Consider the following 18,264-nt stretch of genomic DNA (forward strand, 5'->3'; position numbering starts at 1 on the left):
GGGCAGAGGTCCGCTTATTTCCGAGAATCAATCGTATCGTGGATCAGCTTGTCTTCGATCAGCTCTTCCAGCGCTTGGCCAACAAACTTCTTGGACTTTGGCTTATCCACCTGCACAGCGCTGTTCTCGCGGATTTGGCGGGCGCGCTTGGAAGCGATCGTCACCAGCGTATATTTGCTTTCAGCCTTTGCGGTCAGCTTGTCAATCGAGGGGTACAACATGATTCATTCAGCCTCCTTCAACCATTTGCGAAACTTGTGGATTTGACGTTCTTTCTTTAAATGTTCGGCTGTAATGATCGATTGAATACGTTCGCAGGCACATTCAATCTGATCATTTACTACTACGTAATCGTACTGATCCATCAGTTCGATCTCCGTGCGAGCCATTTCCATGCGGTGACGGATGGTTTCCTCTGACTCCGTGCCTCTGCCCACGATCCGATTTTCCAGTTCGGCCAAATCCGGCGGAGCCAGGAACAAAAACGTCCCCTGCGGGAACTTTTGCTTAACCTGCAAAGCTCCCTGCACTTCAATTTCCAGGATCACGTCACGCCCGCTGTCCAAGGTCTCTTCCACGAACCTGCGCGGCGTTCCATAGTAGTTTCCTACGTACTCTGCCCATTCGAGCAGCTGGTCCTGCTCGATCATCCGGCGAAATTCTTCCTTGCTCGTAAAAAAGTAGTTCACTCCCTCTACTTCACCCGCACGCGGCGAACGCGTCGTGGCAGAAACAGAGTAGACCAGGTCCGGCATGCGCTCCCGAAGGGCTTTGCAAACCGTTCCTTTCCCTACGCCTGACGGTCCAGAGAGAACCAGAAGGAGACCCCTATCGCTCATGAATGCATTCAACTCCTGCTTTATTCGTCCGATTCATCGTCTTTGTTCGTCAGCCGCTGCGCGACCGTTTCCGGCTGAACCGCGGACAGGATGACATGGTCACTGTCGGTGATGATCACTGCCCTTGTTCTTCTGCCGTATGTAGCATCCACCAGCATGTTGCGGTCTCGCGCTTCCTGGATGATCCGCTTGATCGGCGCGGACTCAGGACTGACAATGGAAATAATACGGTTGGCGTTGACGATATTGCCAAATCCGATATTAATAAGCTTAATGGCCATGACGGCACCGTCCACCCCTTCATCGCTACTCGATGTTTTGAACCTGCTCTCTCATCTTTTCCAATTCTGTCTTGATCTCGATGGCCAACCGTTGAATGGAAAGGTTGTTGGCCTTGGAAGCTATGGTATTGGCTTCCCGATTCATCTCCTGCAGCAAAAAGTCGAGCTTCCGTCCAACTGCTTCCGGCTGTTTCAGCAGCTCTGAAAACTGTGTGCAGTGACTTTCCAGACGGGTAATCTCTTCGCTGATATCGCTTCGATCTGCGAAAAAGGCAACCTCCTGCGCCAGCCGCTGCATGTCAAGCTCAAACGGTGCGCCTTGCATCCATTCACTGATACGCTGCTGCAACCGGGCTCGGTACTCCTCCACTACGACAGGAGCGCTCTGGGCGATTTCTCTGGTCCAGGAGACAATGTCGGCAAGCCGACTGCTGATATCTTCCGCCAGCTTTTGTCCTTCTTTTTTCTTCATCGAAAGAAGGTCTTTCGCGGCTTCTCTCGTCACTTCCAGAAGCGGCTCACAGAACGACTGGGGCTCTACCGCTACTGTCTCCTTCTCGGAAATCACCATCGGCAGCTGCAGCAAGTCTTTCGCTGCCAACGGTTCGCTGAGAGAAAACCGATCGTTCATTTCACGCAACGCCCTGACGTACTTTTCTGCGGCGTCCCAGTTTACTTGAAACTCTGCCTCGCTGGATGCCGCCTCATCGATCGAAATCATCACTTCTACTCGCCCGCGGCGGACGTATTCGGCCACCAGCTTGCGAACCGGATCTTCCAGTACACCGTAGGCTTTCGGCAGTCGAACGATGATTTCCGCATAACGATGATTGACAGCCCGCATCTCCACGGACAACCTGAAAGCCCCGTACATGGTTTCCTTTCGGCCATAACCAGTCATGCTTCGGACCATGGATATCACTTCCACTGTCGTAAAATCGTTAATTCATTATAGGAGACAACTCTTTGCAGTGTCAACCAAAGCCGCCCATGCTTCCAATACCGTCAAAGGGGGTAATATGTTACACTGTGTCTGACGCTAGGCGACAATCATCCTTATTTATGAGAAGAGGTCATGAACCGTTCACAGCGTATTTTGTATTTTTTAAGAGCTAGAGGTGAAGAAAATGGCTTTTGACGGTGTTGTGACTCGTGCCGTTGTACAAGAACTAAAGCGATGGGAGGGCGCGCGGATTGCCAAAATCCACCAGCCCCATTACAGCGATATTGTCATGCAATTGCGAATGCAGGGGGAAACGGGCAAGCTGCTGCTCTCTGCCAACCCGACCTATCCCCGCCTCCATCTGACTACCGAGGATTTTACCAATCCGATGGAAGCCCCGATGTTTTGCATGCTCCTTCGAAAGCATTGCGAAGGCGGATTGATTGAATCGATTGAGCAGGTCGGTATGGAGCGGATCGTCCATATGGATATCCGTGCCCGCGACGAGCTGGGCGATACGACGCGCAGGCGGATCGTGATGGAGATCATGGGAAAACACAGCAACATCATCCTGCTCGACCCGGCGACCGGTGTAATCCTGGACAGTGCGCTGCATGTGACTCTCGCCATCAGTCAGTATCGGCAGGTGCTTCCAGGCAAAACGTATGTCGCTCCGCCCGGTCAGGACAAAAAAAATCCCCTGCTTGTATCCCAGCAGGAGTTTATCTCGCTGTTTAACTGGAACGGCGGCCGTTTCGACAAGCAATTGGTCGATACATTTACGGGGATGAGTCCCCTGCTCGCAAAAGAAATCGTTCACCGCTCCGGCCTGCCGACCCGCGAAGCATTGTGGCAAGCGTTTTCGCAAGTGATGCAAGACATTGCCCGACACGACTACGTCCCTCATTTGGCCGTGGCCAAAGACAAAACATACTTTCACGTCGTTTCCCTGACACATCTTCAAGATGCTGCCATCACTTCCTTTCCCACCGTCAGCCAATGCCTGCAGGGTTATTTTGAAGGAAAGGCACAGCGGGATACGGTCAAGCAAAAGGTTCACGATCTGATCCGCTTCGTAACCAATGAACGGAACAAAAACGTCAAAAAAATCGAGAAGCTGGAGCAAACCCTGGTGGATGCCCAGGAAGCGGAGCAATACCGCCTTTACGGCGAATTGATCACGGCCAATATGCATCTGCTGAAACGCGGAGATACCGTGCTGGAAACAGTCAATTGGTACGACGAGGATGGCGGTGTCGTCCGCATCCCGCTCGATCCCCTAAAAACACCTTCGGAAAACTTGCAGGCGTACTATAAACGATACAACAAGGCCAAAAACAGTCTTGGCATTGTAGCGGAACAGATCGCGCAGGCTGAAGAAGAAATTGTTTATCTCGACGGCCTGCTCGTTCAGTTGGAGCATGCGACTGTACAGGATACGGAAGAGATCAGAGAAGAGCTGGCCGAGCAGGGCTACATCCGCAACAGGCAAAAGCGTCAGGCCAAAAAGAAAAAAGACCACCGCCCCGAGCTGGATACGTATACGTCCTCAGAGGGTGTGGAAATCCTGGTAGGCAAAAACAACAAGCAAAATGAATACTTGACCAACAAGCTGGCGTCCTCGGGTGATACATGGCTTCATACCAAGGATATCCCCGGGTCCCACGTCGTGATCCGCGGGCGAGATTTCTCGGAACAAACACTGAAAGAAGCGGCACTGCTCGCTGCCTATTACAGCAAAGCCCAAAACGGCAGTCAGGTTCCGGTCGATTACACACTGGTGAAGCATGTGAAAAAACCTAGCGGAGCCAAGCCCGGATTCGTCATCTACGAGCAGCAGCGCACTCTTTATGTCACACCTGACGAGAACAGCGTGCGCCGGTTGAAATCGAATTTCCGCGATACGAATAGCAAGACTACCTAGGATCATACTAAGAGCATGAAAGGAGGTGTTCGTTCTTGAGCATCTTGATAAAGCTCCTCTCAAACGGGATTATTGCCGTTCCGGGGCTAATGTGGTCGGGAACGTCACTCTCATTTGCGCTCGTCACCAGCGTAGTCATCAGTCTTATCTCTTATGTGGCCGGGGATCTGTTTATCCTTCCGCGTACAAACAACACATTCGCCAGTACGGCCGATTTTGGGCTCGCCTTTGCCCTTCTCTGGCTGAGCTGTGCCCTATTTGCAGTGCCCTACCGTCTTTCGGGAATATTTTTAACCGCTTTTGCCATCTCCATCGTGGAGTATTTCTACCATAATTACTTGCAGCACCGCGGTGTCCACCATTCCAGACACCCGGGTTGATACACGACTTTGACAGCTAAGGAGGATCGGGATGAACGTCATCGGGATCATCCAGACGGACTTGAATGAATTTAGCGTCCTGTTCGAGCCTGAGCAAGGTGGACAGCAGCAAGGCGGACAGGGGCAGGGACAAGGACAGCAATCACAGCAGCAGGGTGGCGGAGATCAGGACGACTCCATGTTCCTCAGCTTTTTGGAGGACCAAACCGGCGACAGCAGCGGCGGTCAAGACCAAGGGGGAAACAGCGGCAATCAGCAGCAGAATGGTCCCCAAGAGCTGACTGTTCGGATCAAAGGCATTCCCGAGGGCCAGAAAGCAAACTTCCTGCAAATGTACCAAATCATCCAGGATGCAAAGGACAGCAAGGACCTGGAGCAGACGCTGACCATCGTGAACAATGGCGATCAGCAAAATCAAGGCGCAGGCCATAACATGGCCGGCGGGAATAACGGAGGCGGCGGCAGCAGCTTTTCAGGAGGCTCCAATTCCTCCAAAAACCAATAGCGTCCCACATCACGAATAACAAAAAAACCTGAAGCGACGAGGCCTCAGGTTTTTTATGTACAATTTTTGCCACATAGGAATGGAAATTGCTTTCCAGGCTTGGACAAAAAAATCCCCCGCTCTGCCGTCCGACCTAATGTTTCTGTAACCTGTGCTCACACAGGTGGGCGACCCGTCCACGTTTTTGCCTTCCCATGCGTCCCATACAGGGAGGTGGGCCTGACATCCGCGTGAAGTTCTGTCTCCCAGAAAATACGTATAAGGTTAGAAACATATACAGCCTAACGAACATCGCAGGATCTTGTTGTTATTTACTTTACCATAGGTTAGCCCTGTTCTCAATGGATAATTTCCCCTGAAAGGCCCGTTCTTTGATGAAAAACTCTCTTGGCGCTTTACTCTTTTTTCAGCCGCTGGCGGATGACCGTCTGAAACTCTGGATGGGCGATCAGTTTGGGCTGCTGCTGTTTTTCCCAGGCTAGAGCCTCCTCCATGTTGAGCTCCAGACATGCTGTCAATCCCATTTTGGTGGTCTCCCACGCCAGCTTCGGCATCCGCAGCAGGACTTTCGCAAGCTGGTTTGCTTCTTGTTCAAGAGCCGCTGCATCGACTGCCTTGTAGATCAACCCTATCTTCTCGGCTTCGCTTCCGCTGATTTTTTCTCCCAGCAAGGCCAGTCGTTTTGCCTGGGCCATACCGACCAGCCTTGGCAACAAATACGTGCCGCCAAAGTCGGTAGTCAATCCGATATGGACAAACGGTTCCTGAAGCACGGCCTCCTTTGCAGCCAGGACAAAATCCGCATGGAGAGCAAGGTTTAGTCCTGCTCCTACCGCCGCGCCTTCCACAACAGCAATCACAGGTTTGGGCATGTGATGCAATTGCAGCAGAAAGTCGTTGATGATGGTCAGCGCCTGATGGGCTTGATCCGATTCACTCAGCATGCTGAGCACGCTTAAATCGGCGCCGGAACAAAAATTTCCGCCTGCTCCCCGAAAGATCACCACTCTTACTTCTTCCTTGGTAGCCGCAAAGGAAATCGCATCTTTCAGGAGAGAAAACATCTCGATCGTCATCGCGTTCAATACGCGCGGACGATTCAGCACAATAGTCAGAACCCCCTCATGAAGCTCGGTATAGAGAGGAAGTGTCTGTTGGTCATTCATTCACAAAACCTCCGTTTATGCTAGTATTCAAACGAAAATGACTCCGTCCCTTCCCAATTGGGCCAACTCTTCAAGCGACAGCCCCAGCTTCTGCGTCAGTACCTGGCGGGTATTCGCTCCATAACCTGGCGGAGGCGATAGGTCCCGGACCGGCTCGTCCCTGTCAGAAAGACTGGCTCGGGTGCGAACCTGCAGTCTCTCCCCGTATTCTCCTGCTTCAAGCGTAAACGTCAGTTGTCTGTTTTTTATAAAAGCGCTATCCAGCCAAGTATCCATCTCCTCTACGGGAGTCAGGCAGCAGTCCACCTCGCTTCCCAGTTCCCCCCACTCGGGCTGTGTCCTTGATAGAAAAAGCTTTTTCATTTCTTCGTACACATGCGGGTGTTCGTCGAGCCCCGCCCCGTACAGGTCTTCCCAATCCTCGCGGCCGACTGCCCTGCAGAAATTGAGCCAGAACTTTTCCTCGAGGGCCGCGAGAACGACGTACTTTCCTTCCGCTGTTTCAAAGATCTGGTAGGCAAGGCGACCTTTAAAAAACCGGGCCATCTCTTCTTCCCGTGCATGTTGGGCGCAAAGGACGTGCATGCCCATCCAGGAGGACAATGCGTCAACCAACGAAATGTCCAGATACGCTCCCTGGCCTGTTTGGTACCGCCTGATCAATGCCGCGCAGATTTGCTCGGATGCGTACATGCCGCCCGCATAATCGGCAATCGGGACCTCTGCAGCCACCGGTTTTCCGTCCTCGCCGCGGATCGCAGCAAGGAGTCCGCTTGCGGCCTGGAAGTTGAGATCATGCCCGCCTAGCTGATGCATCGGGCCGCTCTGTCCATACCCGGTAAGGGAGCAGTAAATGATGGAGGGATGGCTTTTGGAAAGTCTTTCGTAGTCAAGGCCCAAGAGCTTCATTACTCCGGGCCGAAAGCTTTCGACAACTACATCGGCCTGCCTGGCCAACTCATACGCCAGCTCTTTGCCTTTCCCCGTACGAAGATTGAGTGCCACGCTTTGTTTATTTCGGTTGGTAGAAAGAAATATTGCTCTTGCCTCCCCGATTCTCGGTCCCATTGCCCGTCCAGGGTCTCCGGACGGATGCGTCTCCACCTTGATCACTTCTGCTCCCAGGTCAGCCAGTCTCATGGTGCAAAACGGTCCGGGAAGATGGCGCGAAAAATCGACTACCGTAATCCCTGTCAACATGGCTTTGACCGCTCCTTTCCAACCCTTTCCATGTTCATTTCGTTTTGAATGCCTTCAATCCTCTTTTTTCCAAAAAATAAAACAGTCTGACAACAAAAAAAGCGCCCGACAGAAGACCTGTGTACACACAGCTTCTGTCGGCGCTTTTGGTGAAAGACGGATCGCATTCTTTCACATTTGGAGGTATGACCGCTGGCGGTCAGCACATGCTCCCGCTTAAATGGGAAGCATGTTATTTCTGTTAATAGCGGCTGTCGTAACCACCGCTGGAGGAAGAGGAGTCGTGACCGTAGCCGCCACCATACCCTTTTTTATAGCTATGGCAGTCGTACTTATAAACAGGTTTGTAATAGCATTTTTTCTTGTAGTATTTCTTTTTGCAGCATTGTTTGTGATAGCAATGGCCGTAAGACTTTTTGCATCCGCAGCTCACTCGCTTCACCCCCTCTTCACTTGGTACAGTTACAAAATATGTCGAGGGGAGTGCTTCGGCACGGTACATGTATCTATTCAATGGGAAAATGAGCATCCGCCCTACGCGCTGCGCTAGAGGCTTTTTGACTCGAGAAACGGTTCCGCCGGGGAATTCCTTTGTTTATTTCGCTCCGCCCAGGCCACACCGATGAGAACGAGAAAACCTCCCAGCACAGTCATTGCGGTCAAAGGTTCGTGAAGAAACAGAATAGCCGTCGCCACATTGATCAATGGTGTTGCATTCAGGTAGATGCCTGCCCGGGCTGCGGACACTGTCTTCAATGCCTGATTCCACAAACTATAGGCACAAACCGTGCAGCCGAGCGTCAGGAAGAGAAAGCAGGCAAAGGTCTTTCCGTTAAAAACAGGGGGCCCGTACATCCAGACCTCCGCCAGGGCGAACGGAATCACCATGATTCCTCCGATCAAAAGCGTCAGGCAGGTAAACCATTCGCTCGGCATCTTCTCTTCCCCTGCGGGCCGTTTTTGTTGAATCACATAGATCGCGAAAACAAATTCGCCAGCCAAAACGAGCAAATCCCCCAAAACCGAGAAGCTGGCTTTGCTTTGAGATTGCAGTGTGATCATGAGTACGCCTGCCATTCCGATCAGCAGGCCGAGCCACTGGGAGATTGTAACGCGCTCTTTTAAATAAAGAGCCGCGAGCGAGAGTGTAAAGAGCGGCAGCATCGCAGCGATCATGCTGGCGTGCACCCCGCTGGTAAGAGACATCCCGGAAAAATTGCAGAGAAAGTATCCAGCGACACCGGTAAATGAAAGCATGGCCATTCGCTTCCAGGGAATGATAAATCCTTCTTGCTGGGCGCCAGCATGACGCCTTGCTTTGGCGTTTCGTTTGGCAAAGAAAAAAAGAATGAGTCCGGCTGTAAGAAGTCTCATGCACATCAGGGAAAAAGGGTGCAATGTTTCCATGGCCCATTTTACCGGGACGACCGTCAGGCCCCATAAAAAAACGGCTCCCAGCAGCATCCAGCTCGCTTGTTTCATGAAATTTTCATCTCCGTTGGCTTTTACTGGGTGACGATTTTCCTTAGCTCATTGATCCCGTGGTGGTCAGGAATTTCCTGAAATTCCTTCACCTTGGGCAGCGTCAGGAGATGCGGCCGGGTCATGTAGCCCGGTTTGGAGATGTAAACGACGTCGCAATGGGCTATCAGCTCGAATACGTCCGGGGAATTGGCTTCTATCGTTCGCAAATCCAAGTGGGTAATACCGGCATTATGCAGATCGGCGATCATTCCTTCGGCTCCACGGAGGGTTGCGCAAATGAGACCTACCTTGGTTTGCCGCGGGTACGCCTCCATGGCAGGAATCACGGTAGTCGGGTCCGGAATGAAATCGAGACTGACAATCGGCGGTGATTCGCGCGGCAACGCCTGCTTCACTCTGGCGCTGACCGAAGGATGCGTGACAATCGCTTTATACTGGCACAATAGTCCTCCTTCTTTCTCCAGCCAATCCCAAAAGTCATCCAGTGTTCGCCCTTCCACCATCGCACTGGGCAAGTGATATTGGACCAAACGCAAATATTCGGCCAGCTCCAGCTCTGTAAAACGGATGAAGAGGACGGGAAACTGATTGATCTCATGCATCACTACGGAAAGCACCCGCGTGAATTCCTCCATCGAATACCCCATAGCCTTTACTTTGTGAATCGTCTCTTTGGCCAGCAAAGCTAGATGGGCGGGGTTGCGGGTCAGCAGGGGATCATTGACAACATTGCTGACAATCGTTCCTCTTCCTTGCCTGGAGTCGACCAGGCCCTCCTGTTGAAGCCGCAAGTACACGCTGCGAATCGTGTTGTAGTTTACCTTGAGCTGTGCCGCCAGTTCTCTAACCGTGGGGAGCTGTGCATGAGGCGGCAATTCACCGCTGCGTATGGCCGCTGCGATCTGCTGGTACAATTGTTCGTGATACGAAACATTGGAATCCTTTTGCAAAGACAGGCGAAGCACGTGGCAACCTCCCCGTATATCATTTAATTTCAATCGTAAATCAATTCTGAATGTATCGTCAACATGAACAATCAGGATGAACCACGCTGCCGTATGAAATACTAAGCGTGACGATTACATCGCATGGAAAGAGGGGAATATAGATGGGCGAGCGCAGCCGTTTTCACGAGGGAGACAAGTCTCCGAAAAACGCCGTATACATGGAAATCGGGGAGACTGGAGCGAGTGTCCAGGACCCGATGATCATCGAACTGGGGAAAGGCGACAAATTTCCTCCCACCCGGAACAAGAATCGGGTTTGGACTCAAAAGTAAAGAATAAAGAGAAGAACCAACCCCCACCGGAAGGTTGGTTCTTCTTCATGTATCAATCAGCGCCTTCGTCTTCCCCGCCTTCTTCGTCATCATCGGTCACGTAAATAATCGAAACCCCCATGCTCTCAAGCAGCTGGAGCACTTCCCGGTTCAGCGTCTCGTCCCAGAGAAGCCCCAGACTCTCAACCAGCTCCAGCTCCTCCAGATCACCCGTTTCCGCATCTTGTATCAGTTCAATCACATCTGTCAATTGCTTCTCTTCCAGAATGGCAAGAATTTCTTCTTTGGTCATTTTCTTTCCTGCACCTCGTTTTCTGTATGTATCCTCCTCTATAATAGTACATAGTGAAAACGGAAAACAAAAGAGTGAGGTCATCGTTATGTACCCCCAACCCTATCTGGAATACCTGATACAGTTCCATGCCGAACGGGATTATTTTGAATGCCACGAAATTCTGGAGGAATATTGGAAAGAAAGCCCTCCCGGAGAAAGAAGGGCGGTTTGGGTCGGCTTGATTCAAGTAGCCGTGTCGCTCTACCACCAGCGCAGAGGGAATTTTGCCGGAGCCATCAAAATGATGGACAGCGCGATCAAGATCCTCAATAGAGAGAGGACCGACGTCCAGTCGCTTGGCCTGGACCCGGATGCAACCATCCAAACGCTCAGCCAGCTCCTTGCTGAGATGAAGCAAAACAGTCCCTATCACAGCATCCGATTGCCTATTGCCGACCCGGCCTTGCTGGCCGATTGCCGGAAGCGTTGCGAAGAACGAGGCCTTCATTTTGACAGCGAAAGCGATCTGTTCAATACATTTTTGTTACATAAACATACACAGCGGGACCGGTCGGATGTAATCGCCGAAAGGCTTCGCCGGCTCGATGAGCGCAGTCAGCGGCGCTCAGGCAGCACCGATGCGGATAAGTAAGCAGCAGGAATGGCCTCGGCAAAAAAATAACGTTCCGAGCCTTGATAAAAGCGTATCTTTTGCTGCCATGCATCGTGGGCACTGACTGCAAGCAAGACCAGTGTACCTTGCTCCTCACCGATATCGGCCGGGCTTGCAGCCAACTGCACATGTTCGTTTGCAATTGGCAGGAGTCCTCCCTCGGCTATTTGCGGGATCAGCTTTCGATGCGTACCATAAAACAGCTGCGGCGGCGGCTCCATCTCCTCGCCCCATTTTTTCGGACCTGGCAAAAACCCGTACGTAGCGCGGATCAACGCTCCGCCATCCCAGTCGATCCGGTGCTCCGGATCGTGATCGACCACTTGCCGGATGTCGTTCAGGGTGACACCGCTGCAGCCTTTTAACGTGCGGATGTAGGCCAGCAAGGCATTCACAGGCGTATATCCATATGTATCAAAATAAAGCAAAGGCTGTTCTCCGTTTTGTCTGAGAGCCGAGAGCAGCCTTTTCCGCAGCCGTTGTTCTTCATAATCCTTGAGCATTCGGCACCCTCCTATGGTCAATTCAGTAAACCCAGATGTGCAGTGCGAGAATGATCCCCAAATCGGCCATGAGGTGGCTCAGCCAGGTCGCGTAAACGGTCGGGAACAATCCTTTCAGCCAGCCCCACAAAAGGCCCGTTCCAAACACAAGTCCCGTGATCAGCACTCCCCATAACAATCCAAACAAAATGACTCCGACGACGAGATGATACAAGCAGTAAAAAAAACCGCTTATCAGCACAGCGACAGGCCGGGCCAGCGCATCCAGCATACGCTCCAGAACAAAGCCGCGCCAGAGCAGCTCCTCCAACAAGGAATTGACAACGACCAAATACAGGGAAAACGGGAGAAGCCAGTCAGGTGTCACTCCCCAATCATTTAGCGTGTATTTGACGTGACTGGCGTTCACTATTCCCCCGCTGATCAAGAGCCAGGTCCCCGCCATCACTCCCGTCATGAGCATCGCTCCTAGGCCCAGACCGTATAGCATTCCTTTTTGATCAAAGGGCACCCATGCCCGCTTCCACTGTGCGGACAGCTTTTCTTCCCACATGCCGTGAAACAGCGGCACCAACAGACAAACGAGCAAGTGAAACAAGAGAAAGGTGGCAAACAGGCTGCGTTTTTCCACCAATCCGTAAAATATCGCCAAGGTAGCTGAAAAACCGTAAGCCACCAATAAGAGCAAAGCTCGCTTTCGTTTCACAGAGGAACACCCTTTTCCCTTTTGACAAATATAGGGTTCCCCATTTTCCGTCGCGCATACGACAGCCGGGAATCAATATACAAAATTTTGGGCAAATGCTATACTGTGTGAATCCAATTAATAAAAAAATTTTGAATAGGCAGAAGGAGTGGCTTAGATGTTGTGGCGCAATCGTACCTTTCTCCTCCTAATGACCGGAGAAGTGATCGCTGGTGCCGGTATGTGGATTTCCATTATCGCCAACCTCCAGTTCATGCAGCACATGATCCCTTCCGACACGGTCAAGGGATTGATTCTGATGAGCGGACTGATCGTCAGCATTCTCTTGTCACCAAAAGCCGGCGTCATGATCGACCGTTACGACAAAGGAAAGATCATGCTTTATGCGAGCCTCGTGCGTTGTCTCAGTCCGATATGCATGCTCCCTGCGATCTACTACGGCTCCCTTTCATGGATGGTCGTCTCCCTGGTCATCATGCAGGTCTCTGCCGCTTTTTATTTTCCGACCGTGCAGTCTTCCCTGCCAGCCATCCTCAGTCCGGCTGACTTGTTGAAGGCAAACAGCGTCTACCTCAACCTCTCGACATTGTCACGGATTGGCGGAACAGCCGTAGGCGGCATACTCGTCGCGAACATGGATTTATCCCAGCTCTACCTGTTTTCGCTCGCGGCTTATCTGGCTCTGGCCTTTGTCACCAGATTTTTGCGTATCCCCGCAGTCGATTCCCGCAAGCGACAGGAAAAGGTGGAATTCCGCGAGGTGCTGACCGTGACGAAGAAAGACCCTGCGCTGATGGTTGCCTTGCTCAACACAGGCCTGATTACGCTGTTTCTCGGCGGCTTTAACCTGCTCGTGCTCAATTTCAGCGAAATCCAGCAAAGTCCCGAGCTGATGGGCTGGATTTATACGGTAGAGGGCATGAGCATTTTGGCGGGCGGACTCCTTGCCAAGCGTTGGATTGGCGGACGCAACCTGATCGCCGCATCCACTGTTTTGCTGTTCTTTTTTGCCCTTTCGCAGTACGGCATGTCGTTTGCAGACAGCCGGTTCATGGTCTTGGCTTCATTTGGCGTCTTTGGCTTTACCGTCGCTTTCTTTTTCCCCGTGACCACGACGATTTTTCAGCGCCGGCTGCCAGAGCACCAGCAAGGCCGGTTCTTCTCCTTCAAAGGGATGCTTGACCGCGGGTTCTTTCTCGTCGCTTTGGGAACGACCGGGATTTGCCTCGATCTGTTCGGCGTCTCCGGTTACATGCTCGGGATCGGCTCCGTTACGCTGCTGATGGCCGCGCTGACGATGGTGTATAGCAAGAAGCACAAACTCGACGTCCGCGAGACGGATGAGCCTGCAGTCGCCTGACACCCGTCTGACTGCGATTGCTTGCAGAAATGGAAAAGAGCGCTTTCCTCTTTTTTAAAAAATGGTGTAAACTAGTACCATCATGGAGTAAGGAGGAGCATTTCCATGCACATCCTGTCAACGACCGCTCTCGGGATGCTTATCCCGTTACTCATGGCTACCGCGGTTATCTTTCTGCGACTCCGCGGACAGAAAAAGCCGGTCTCCGCACGCCGGATAATCCTGCCGCCATTGTTCATGTCAACCGGTTTTGCCATGTTTCATTTTCCGGAAACGGCAACACCGCTGATCTACCACGTGATTGCATTTGGTGCAGGGATGATTCTTTCCATTCCGTTGATTATGACGTCCCGTTTTGAAATTGTCGGGCAGGACGTATATTTGAAACGATCCAAAGCGTTTTTTATGATTCTTTTGGCGTTGCTCGTTATCCGGACCGTGATCAAGCTGTGGGTCAACGACTCGTTTTCAGTCATGCAGACAGCCGGCCTGTTCTTCGTCTTGGCGTATGGCATGATCGTTCCGTGGCGACTGGCGATGCTCTACATGTATCGCCAATTTACCAAAAATCCTGTCCGGGAATCGTAACAAAACACGTGCTTCCAAAAAAACAAGAGCAGTCCCCTGCGGAAAACCAGGGAACTGCTCTTTTTCGCATCAAATGGACGACCACTCGTAGTTGCCGCCGAAAATTCCTGCGCTGTGCACGCTGGAGCCGGGACCTGCAAAACGGATGAGAAAGGGACGTTCCCCTCTGGTGGACAACGCATCCCTGGTGACACCGGCTCCCATCGGTTGACAGAGCAGCAGATCGGCCCCGTCGCATTGGATGCGCCGGCATTTGGCTTGCAGCCGTTCGTCCGCAAATTCTTCGCCTGCCACAAGACCGAGCCACTCCTGCCAGTCGCGGGCCGCTTCGTCCAAATTGCCGGTAGCAAGCGCAATGTATGCGATTTCTTGTGAGCCGTTTTCATGCGGGGCGATCATCCCTCGTCTGGTCAAGTCATTCACTCTGGCTTCATCTGACTCATCCCATTGGATCAGAAAGGGAATGCGGCGCTGCTTTTCGGCCCCCTCGGCAAAAAGCATTTTCCACTGAATGAACGTGCCGTCCTCCCGCTTTCTGCTGCCAGGCAACGGCCCTGTCACCTGGTATCCGCGCTGTTCAAAGCGCTCTGCCCACCGCTCGATCTCATCTGTGCGAAAGGCAAGCTGCCCCATTCCTTCGCCGACTGTCGCCTCGGCAACCAATTGCCGGACGAGCGGATTCTCTGCACTCGCGGCAATATCGGGAAATTCTACGGCGAGAAACTCCACGTAGGATAAGCCGAAATAGCTGAGGCTGTTGTAAGTCCCCCACGATTCATGCCGTCCCCCCGCTACTGTATGAAAGCCCGCCTTTTTCAGCCGATCAGAAGCCTCCAGGGGTGGTCTGTAAAGAAAGTGAACGAGGTGATCAAACGAAAGTTTCATCCTATCCGCCCTCTTTTCTTGAACGTCCTCATAATGATCGTTTCAAAAAATAGTACCTGATTTTTGGGAAAAGTCAATTGATTCCCCAACATGATCGGATAGGTCCTGCTCATTTCGCGGGAGATTTTTCAGCGAATGCAGGTAGTTTTGCGCTTCGGCATTCTGGCGAGCTGCCTCTGCAGCGCTCCAGCCCAGCTCCTGTGCCATCAGCCGGACGACAAGCTCTCTTAGCTCCTCGGCCTTGTGCAGTTGAAAATAGGTCCATCCCGTACGCAGTCGGAGGAAATCAACGGCCTGGACGGTCATTTCTTCCTCGATTGCATACTTGATCTGTGCCGCCAGCAATTGTTCCCGGGTGGGTGAGCCCTCGGAAATCCGCTTGTAAATGCTCAATGTGTTGCTACCGAAAGTATCGATCCACTCCTGCGCTATCTCCGTTTCTACTCCCAGCTCGATTCCCTGTCGAAGAATCTCTTTTTTCCAATCCCCGTACTTTTCATATCCATGGTGTTCCCCTCCGCTGATGACAATGCGGTCGGTGGAGCAAGCCGGGTACTCCTTGCCTTCATTCTCCTTCAGCTTGTGGGCGATCGTGTCGACCACTTTTTCCGCCATCTTGCGAAAGCCCGTCAGCTTGCCGCCAGCGATGGTGATCAATCCGGTAGGCGAGTGAAAAATTTCATCCTTGCGGGATAATTCCGACGGTCCCTTTCCTTCCTCGTAAATGAGCGGACGAAGCCCGGCCCAATTGGAGTGGACATCTGCCGGCTCCAGCCTGACGGACGGGAACATGCTGTTTACGGCACGGAGCAAATAATCCCGGTCCTCTTCTGTCGTGCGCGGATGGTCAATGGAATGCTCGTAGGCCGTATCCGTTGTGCCGATGTACGTGATCCTTCCTCTGGGAATGACAAAAACCATCCGTCCATCCGGCGTATCAAAATAGGCGGCCTGCTTGACCGGCAATCTGTCCGCCGATACGACCAGGTGAACACCTTTTGTCAAATAGAGCCGTTTGCCTTGCAGGGAGCCGTCCACTTGCCGTACGCCATCTACCCATGGCCCAGTCGCATTGACGACATATTTGGCATGAATCGGGTAGCTCTTGCCTGTTAACCGGTCTGTGACGAGCGCCCCCTTCAACATGCCGTTGTCGTACAAAAATTGTTCAGCCTTCGCGTAGTTAACGGCCGTTGCGCCCAATCCAACGGCTGTTTTCATGATGTCAAGCGTCAGGCGGGCGTCATCTGTCCGGTACTCAAAGTACAGGCCCGCGCCTTTTAACCCTTCCGTTTTGAGCAGCGGCTCCCGCGAGAGTGTTTCCTTTCTCCCCAGCATCTTGCGCCGTTCCTTCCGCGCCACTCCGGCGAGCCAGTCGTACACGTACAAGCCGACAGACGAAGCCAGGTAGCCGTAGGTCCCTCCCTTGTAGATCGGCAAAAGCATCGGTGCAGGGATCACCAGATGAGGGGCATTTTTGTACAGAATGGCCCGCTCTCGTCCCACCTCCTGAACCAGCCGCACTTCCCCTTGCTTTAAATACCGCAGACCTCCGTGAATCAGCTTGGTCGACCGGCTGCTCGTGCCGGAACCAAAGTCGTTCATTTCCAACAAGCCTACCTTCAGTCCGCGTTTGCTCGCATCAAGCACAATGCCGGCGCCGGTAATGCCTCCACCGATGACGAGCAGGTCAAGCGTATCTGTGGACATTTGCTGCAGAAGTTCCTGTCTGGTCCGTGCTGAAAATCGGTTACCCACTGGTTGCCTCCTCTCCGGCTTCGTGCCGGATGTTTTTGATCAACGAAAAAACCCCCATGAAAAGATCGGCCTGCCATGCAGACATGCCGTCTTTCCAAAGGGGTATCTCCTCATCTCTTCCCTTTTTCCTATTCAGGTGAAAACCAAAATTCTTTTGTTCCGACCGACACGGCCAGGGCGCCAGCCGCCAGTGCCTCGTCGATTTCCTGCCTGGTTCCGATCAGGCCGCCCGCGATGATCGGCAGCGGAGTGAGCTCGGTCATTTCCCGGATGACTCTGGGCATCACACCCGGCATGATCTCGACAGCATCGGGGGCGCTCTGCTCAACTACCCTGATTCCTTTGACTACCGCATTTCGGTCAATTAAAAATATCCGCTGAATCGCCATCAGATCCATTTCCTTGGCGACTCGGATCAGGTTGCTTCGCGTGGAAATAATACCGGTAGGGGCGATGTTTCTTGCCACATAGGCAACCCCGCTCTTGTCCGGTGCGATCCCCTCGATAAATTCCATATGCAGAAACACCTGTTTGCCTGCTGCTTTGCTTCTGTCGACAAGCTCCTGAATGTTAAAAATGGAGCCGGTCAACAGAAAGATGATATTGACATTGCTTCTGAGTGCGTCATCCAAATCGGCTTCGGATTGGACGGCAGCAATGGTTTCATACTCGACCAGATCTACAATAGGATACATCCGCTACCTCCATATGGTGCTTGGTTGCTCCCATTATAGCATCGCATGTCTAAAGATTCACAATTTCTTTAATACTGTTTAAAATGTACCGCGGATTGTATTCGCTTTGCTCGGCCATTTCCCTGGTCGAAATTCCGGTCAAGACCAAAACGGAGTTCATGCCTGTATCGTTCCCCATTTTGATGTCCGTTTCCAGCCGATCCCCTACCATGTAGCAAGCATGGTAGTCCAGACCGAGGTGACGTACGGCCGCTTCGGCTGCTATCGGAGAAGGCTTCCCGACCACCAGATCAATCGGTCTTCCCGTCGCGCCTTCCAGTGCCCCGATGAAGGCCCCGGTATCGGGTATTTGGCCATCCTCCAGCGGGCAGGTGCGATCCGGGTTGGACGCGATCACCTTGGCCCCGCGAATGGCGGCTTGATACAAGTCGTTTAATCCGTCATACGTGAACTGGCGATCCCAAGAGAGAACGACATAAGACACTTCATTCGGGTCTTCGCTCATCTGTATGCCGTGCGCGCGCAGCTCGTCTCGAATCGGCTGCTCGCCGATCACCAGTACTTTATCTGTCGGAGTCATCACTTGCTGAAGGTATCTGGCTGCGATCAAGGATGAGTTCAGCACATCCTCCACTGTGGTGGGAATTCCCATTTTGGTCAGCTTTTCCGCGTAGGATTGACGGGTCGCGATCGGTTTGTTGGACAGAAACACGACCTTGTCCCCGCGGTTCCTTAGTTCCTGAATCGCTTCTGCTGCTCCCTCGATCAGGCGGTCTCCGAGATACACCGTACCGTCGAGGTCGAAGATAAACCCCTTCAC

The 18,264-nt window shown here is 52.5% G+C and carries 22 protein-coding genes and 1 other RNA gene; 7 read left to right on the forward strand and 16 right to left on the reverse strand.

Going from position 1 to position 18,264, the window contains the following annotated elements; all coding sequences use genetic code 11:
• Positions 1-14: 14 nt before the first annotated feature.
• From rpoZ to NST96_RS17310, 4 genes are read right to left on the reverse strand one after another with little or no spacing between them, the layout of a single operon-like run.
• Positions 15-221, reverse strand: coding sequence for a DNA-directed RNA polymerase subunit omega (rpoZ, locus tag NST96_RS17295; RefSeq protein WP_003386145.1), 207 nt, complete (start codon positions 219-221; stop codon positions 15-17).
• Positions 222-224: 3 nt separating this feature from the next.
• Positions 225-839 carry a guanylate kinase gene (gene gmk / locus NST96_RS17300; RefSeq protein WP_003386146.1) on the reverse strand — a complete coding sequence of 205 codons (615 nt, stop codon included), beginning with the start codon at positions 837-839 and terminating at the stop codon, positions 225-227.
• A gap of 20 nt (positions 840-859) precedes the next feature.
• Positions 860-1,120, reverse strand: coding sequence for a DUF370 domain-containing protein (locus NST96_RS17305; protein WP_003386147.1), 261 nt, complete (start codon positions 1,118-1,120; stop codon positions 860-862).
• Positions 1,121-1,145: 25 nt separating this feature from the next.
• The gene (locus NST96_RS17310) at positions 1,146-2,033 is read right to left on the reverse strand and encodes a YicC/YloC family endoribonuclease (RefSeq protein WP_003386148.1); all 888 of its coding nucleotides are present in this window, start codon (positions 2,031-2,033) and stop codon (positions 1,146-1,148) included.
• A gap of 214 nt (positions 2,034-2,247) precedes the next feature.
• On the opposite strand from NST96_RS17310, the gene NST96_RS17315 reads away from it, so the two are divergent.
• The 3 genes from NST96_RS17315 to NST96_RS17325 are packed head-to-tail and all read left to right on the forward strand — an operon-like array spanning position 2,248 to position 4,872.
• Positions 2,248-3,987: an NFACT RNA binding domain-containing protein gene (locus tag NST96_RS17315; protein WP_031932955.1), complete on the forward strand. Its 1,740-nt coding sequence runs from the start codon at positions 2,248-2,250 to the stop codon at positions 3,985-3,987.
• A 35-nt stretch (positions 3,988-4,022) separates the two neighbouring features.
• Complete coding sequence (locus NST96_RS17320; protein ID WP_003386149.1) at positions 4,023-4,367, forward strand: DUF2512 family protein; 345 nt, start codon at positions 4,023-4,025, stop codon at positions 4,365-4,367.
• A gap of 31 nt (positions 4,368-4,398) precedes the next feature.
• The gene (locus NST96_RS17325) at positions 4,399-4,872 is read left to right on the forward strand and encodes a hypothetical protein (protein WP_003386150.1); all 474 of its coding nucleotides are present in this window, start codon (positions 4,399-4,401) and stop codon (positions 4,870-4,872) included.
• A gap of 109 nt (positions 4,873-4,981) precedes the next feature.
• Here NST96_RS17325 and ssrS read toward each other — a convergent pair.
• The 5 genes from ssrS to NST96_RS17350 form a co-directional block, all read right to left on the reverse strand.
• A non-coding RNA gene (ssrS, locus tag NST96_RS17330) (6S RNA) lies at positions 4,982-5,175 on the reverse strand.
• A gap of 92 nt (positions 5,176-5,267) precedes the next feature.
• Positions 5,268-6,038 (reverse strand): enoyl-CoA hydratase-related protein, encoded by a 771-nt coding sequence (locus NST96_RS17335; RefSeq protein WP_024982920.1) that lies wholly within the window; start codon positions 6,036-6,038, stop codon positions 5,268-5,270.
• 27 nt (positions 6,039-6,065) lie between these two features.
• Positions 6,066-7,238, reverse strand: coding sequence for a CaiB/BaiF CoA-transferase family protein (locus tag NST96_RS17340; RefSeq protein ID WP_003386152.1), 1,173 nt, complete (start codon positions 7,236-7,238; stop codon positions 6,066-6,068).
• 546 nt (positions 7,239-7,784) lie between these two features.
• Entirely contained in the window at positions 7,785-8,720 is a 936-nt protein-coding gene (locus NST96_RS17345) for an EamA family transporter (protein WP_342404261.1), read from the reverse strand.
• 23 nt (positions 8,721-8,743) lie between these two features.
• Complete coding sequence (locus NST96_RS17350; protein WP_024982922.1) at positions 8,744-9,688, reverse strand: GntR family transcriptional regulator; 945 nt, start codon at positions 9,686-9,688, stop codon at positions 8,744-8,746.
• Positions 9,689-9,831: 143 nt separating this feature from the next.
• On the opposite strand from NST96_RS17350, the gene NST96_RS17355 reads away from it, so the two are divergent.
• Positions 9,832-10,002, forward strand: a complete 171-nt coding sequence (locus NST96_RS17355; protein WP_003386157.1) for a YjzC family protein — start codon at positions 9,832-9,834, stop codon at positions 10,000-10,002.
• Between the two features lie 52 nt (positions 10,003-10,054).
• Here NST96_RS17355 and NST96_RS17360 read toward each other — a convergent pair whose 3' ends face one another.
• Positions 10,055-10,294 carry a hypothetical protein gene (locus tag NST96_RS17360; RefSeq protein ID WP_342404262.1) on the reverse strand — a complete coding sequence of 80 codons (240 nt, stop codon included), beginning with the start codon at positions 10,292-10,294 and terminating at the stop codon, positions 10,055-10,057.
• A gap of 88 nt (positions 10,295-10,382) precedes the next feature.
• Between NST96_RS17360 and NST96_RS17365 the strand changes: the two genes are divergently transcribed.
• On the forward strand, positions 10,383-10,928 hold the full coding sequence (locus NST96_RS17365; RefSeq protein ID WP_003386159.1) for a DUF309 domain-containing protein: 546 nt from the start codon (positions 10,383-10,385) through the stop codon (positions 10,926-10,928).
• On the opposite strand, the gene NST96_RS17370 is transcribed toward NST96_RS17365, so the two are convergent.
• A complete protein-coding gene (locus NST96_RS17370) occupies positions 10,892-11,452 on the reverse strand; it encodes an RNA 2'-phosphotransferase (RefSeq protein WP_003386160.1) in 561 nt (186 codons plus the stop codon). The genes NST96_RS17365 and NST96_RS17370 overlap by 37 nt on opposite strands.
• Before the next feature lie 22 nt (positions 11,453-11,474).
• Positions 11,475-12,158: a type II CAAX endopeptidase family protein gene (locus NST96_RS17375; RefSeq protein WP_024982925.1), complete on the reverse strand. Its 684-nt coding sequence runs from the start codon at positions 12,156-12,158 to the stop codon at positions 11,475-11,477.
• A 157-nt stretch (positions 12,159-12,315) separates the two neighbouring features.
• On the opposite strand from NST96_RS17375, the gene NST96_RS17380 reads away from it, so the two are divergent.
• A complete protein-coding gene (locus tag NST96_RS17380) occupies positions 12,316-13,518 on the forward strand; it encodes an MFS transporter (protein WP_003386162.1) in 1,203 nt (400 codons plus the stop codon).
• 105 nt (positions 13,519-13,623) lie between these two features.
• Entirely contained in the window at positions 13,624-14,106 is a 483-nt protein-coding gene (locus NST96_RS17385; protein WP_003386163.1) for a cytochrome c biogenesis protein CcdC, read from the forward strand.
• Positions 14,107-14,175: 69 nt separating this feature from the next.
• On the opposite strand, the gene NST96_RS17390 is transcribed toward NST96_RS17385, so the two are convergent.
• The 4 genes from NST96_RS17390 to NST96_RS17405 all read right to left on the reverse strand — a co-directional run bounded on the left by NST96_RS17390 (position 14,176) and on the right by NST96_RS17405 (position 18,264).
• The gene (locus NST96_RS17390) at positions 14,176-14,991 is read right to left on the reverse strand and encodes a VOC family protein (protein WP_003386164.1); all 816 of its coding nucleotides are present in this window, start codon (positions 14,989-14,991) and stop codon (positions 14,176-14,178) included.
• Positions 14,992-15,033: 42 nt separating this feature from the next.
• Positions 15,034-16,749, reverse strand: coding sequence for a glycerol-3-phosphate dehydrogenase/oxidase (locus NST96_RS17395; protein WP_342404263.1), 1,716 nt, complete (start codon positions 16,747-16,749; stop codon positions 15,034-15,036).
• A gap of 128 nt (positions 16,750-16,877) precedes the next feature.
• The gene (locus NST96_RS17400) at positions 16,878-17,444 is read right to left on the reverse strand and encodes a glycerol-3-phosphate responsive antiterminator (RefSeq protein WP_003386166.1); all 567 of its coding nucleotides are present in this window, start codon (positions 17,442-17,444) and stop codon (positions 16,878-16,880) included.
• A 49-nt stretch (positions 17,445-17,493) separates the two neighbouring features.
• Positions 17,494-18,264 carry an HAD-IIA family hydrolase gene (locus NST96_RS17405; protein WP_003386167.1) on the reverse strand — a complete coding sequence of 257 codons (771 nt, stop codon included), beginning with the start codon at positions 18,262-18,264 and terminating at the stop codon, positions 17,494-17,496.

This window comes from Brevibacillus sp. FSL K6-2834, from assembly GCF_038592925.1.
GTDB classification, from domain to species: Bacteria; Bacillota; Bacilli; order Brevibacillales; family Brevibacillaceae; genus Brevibacillus; species Brevibacillus borstelensis.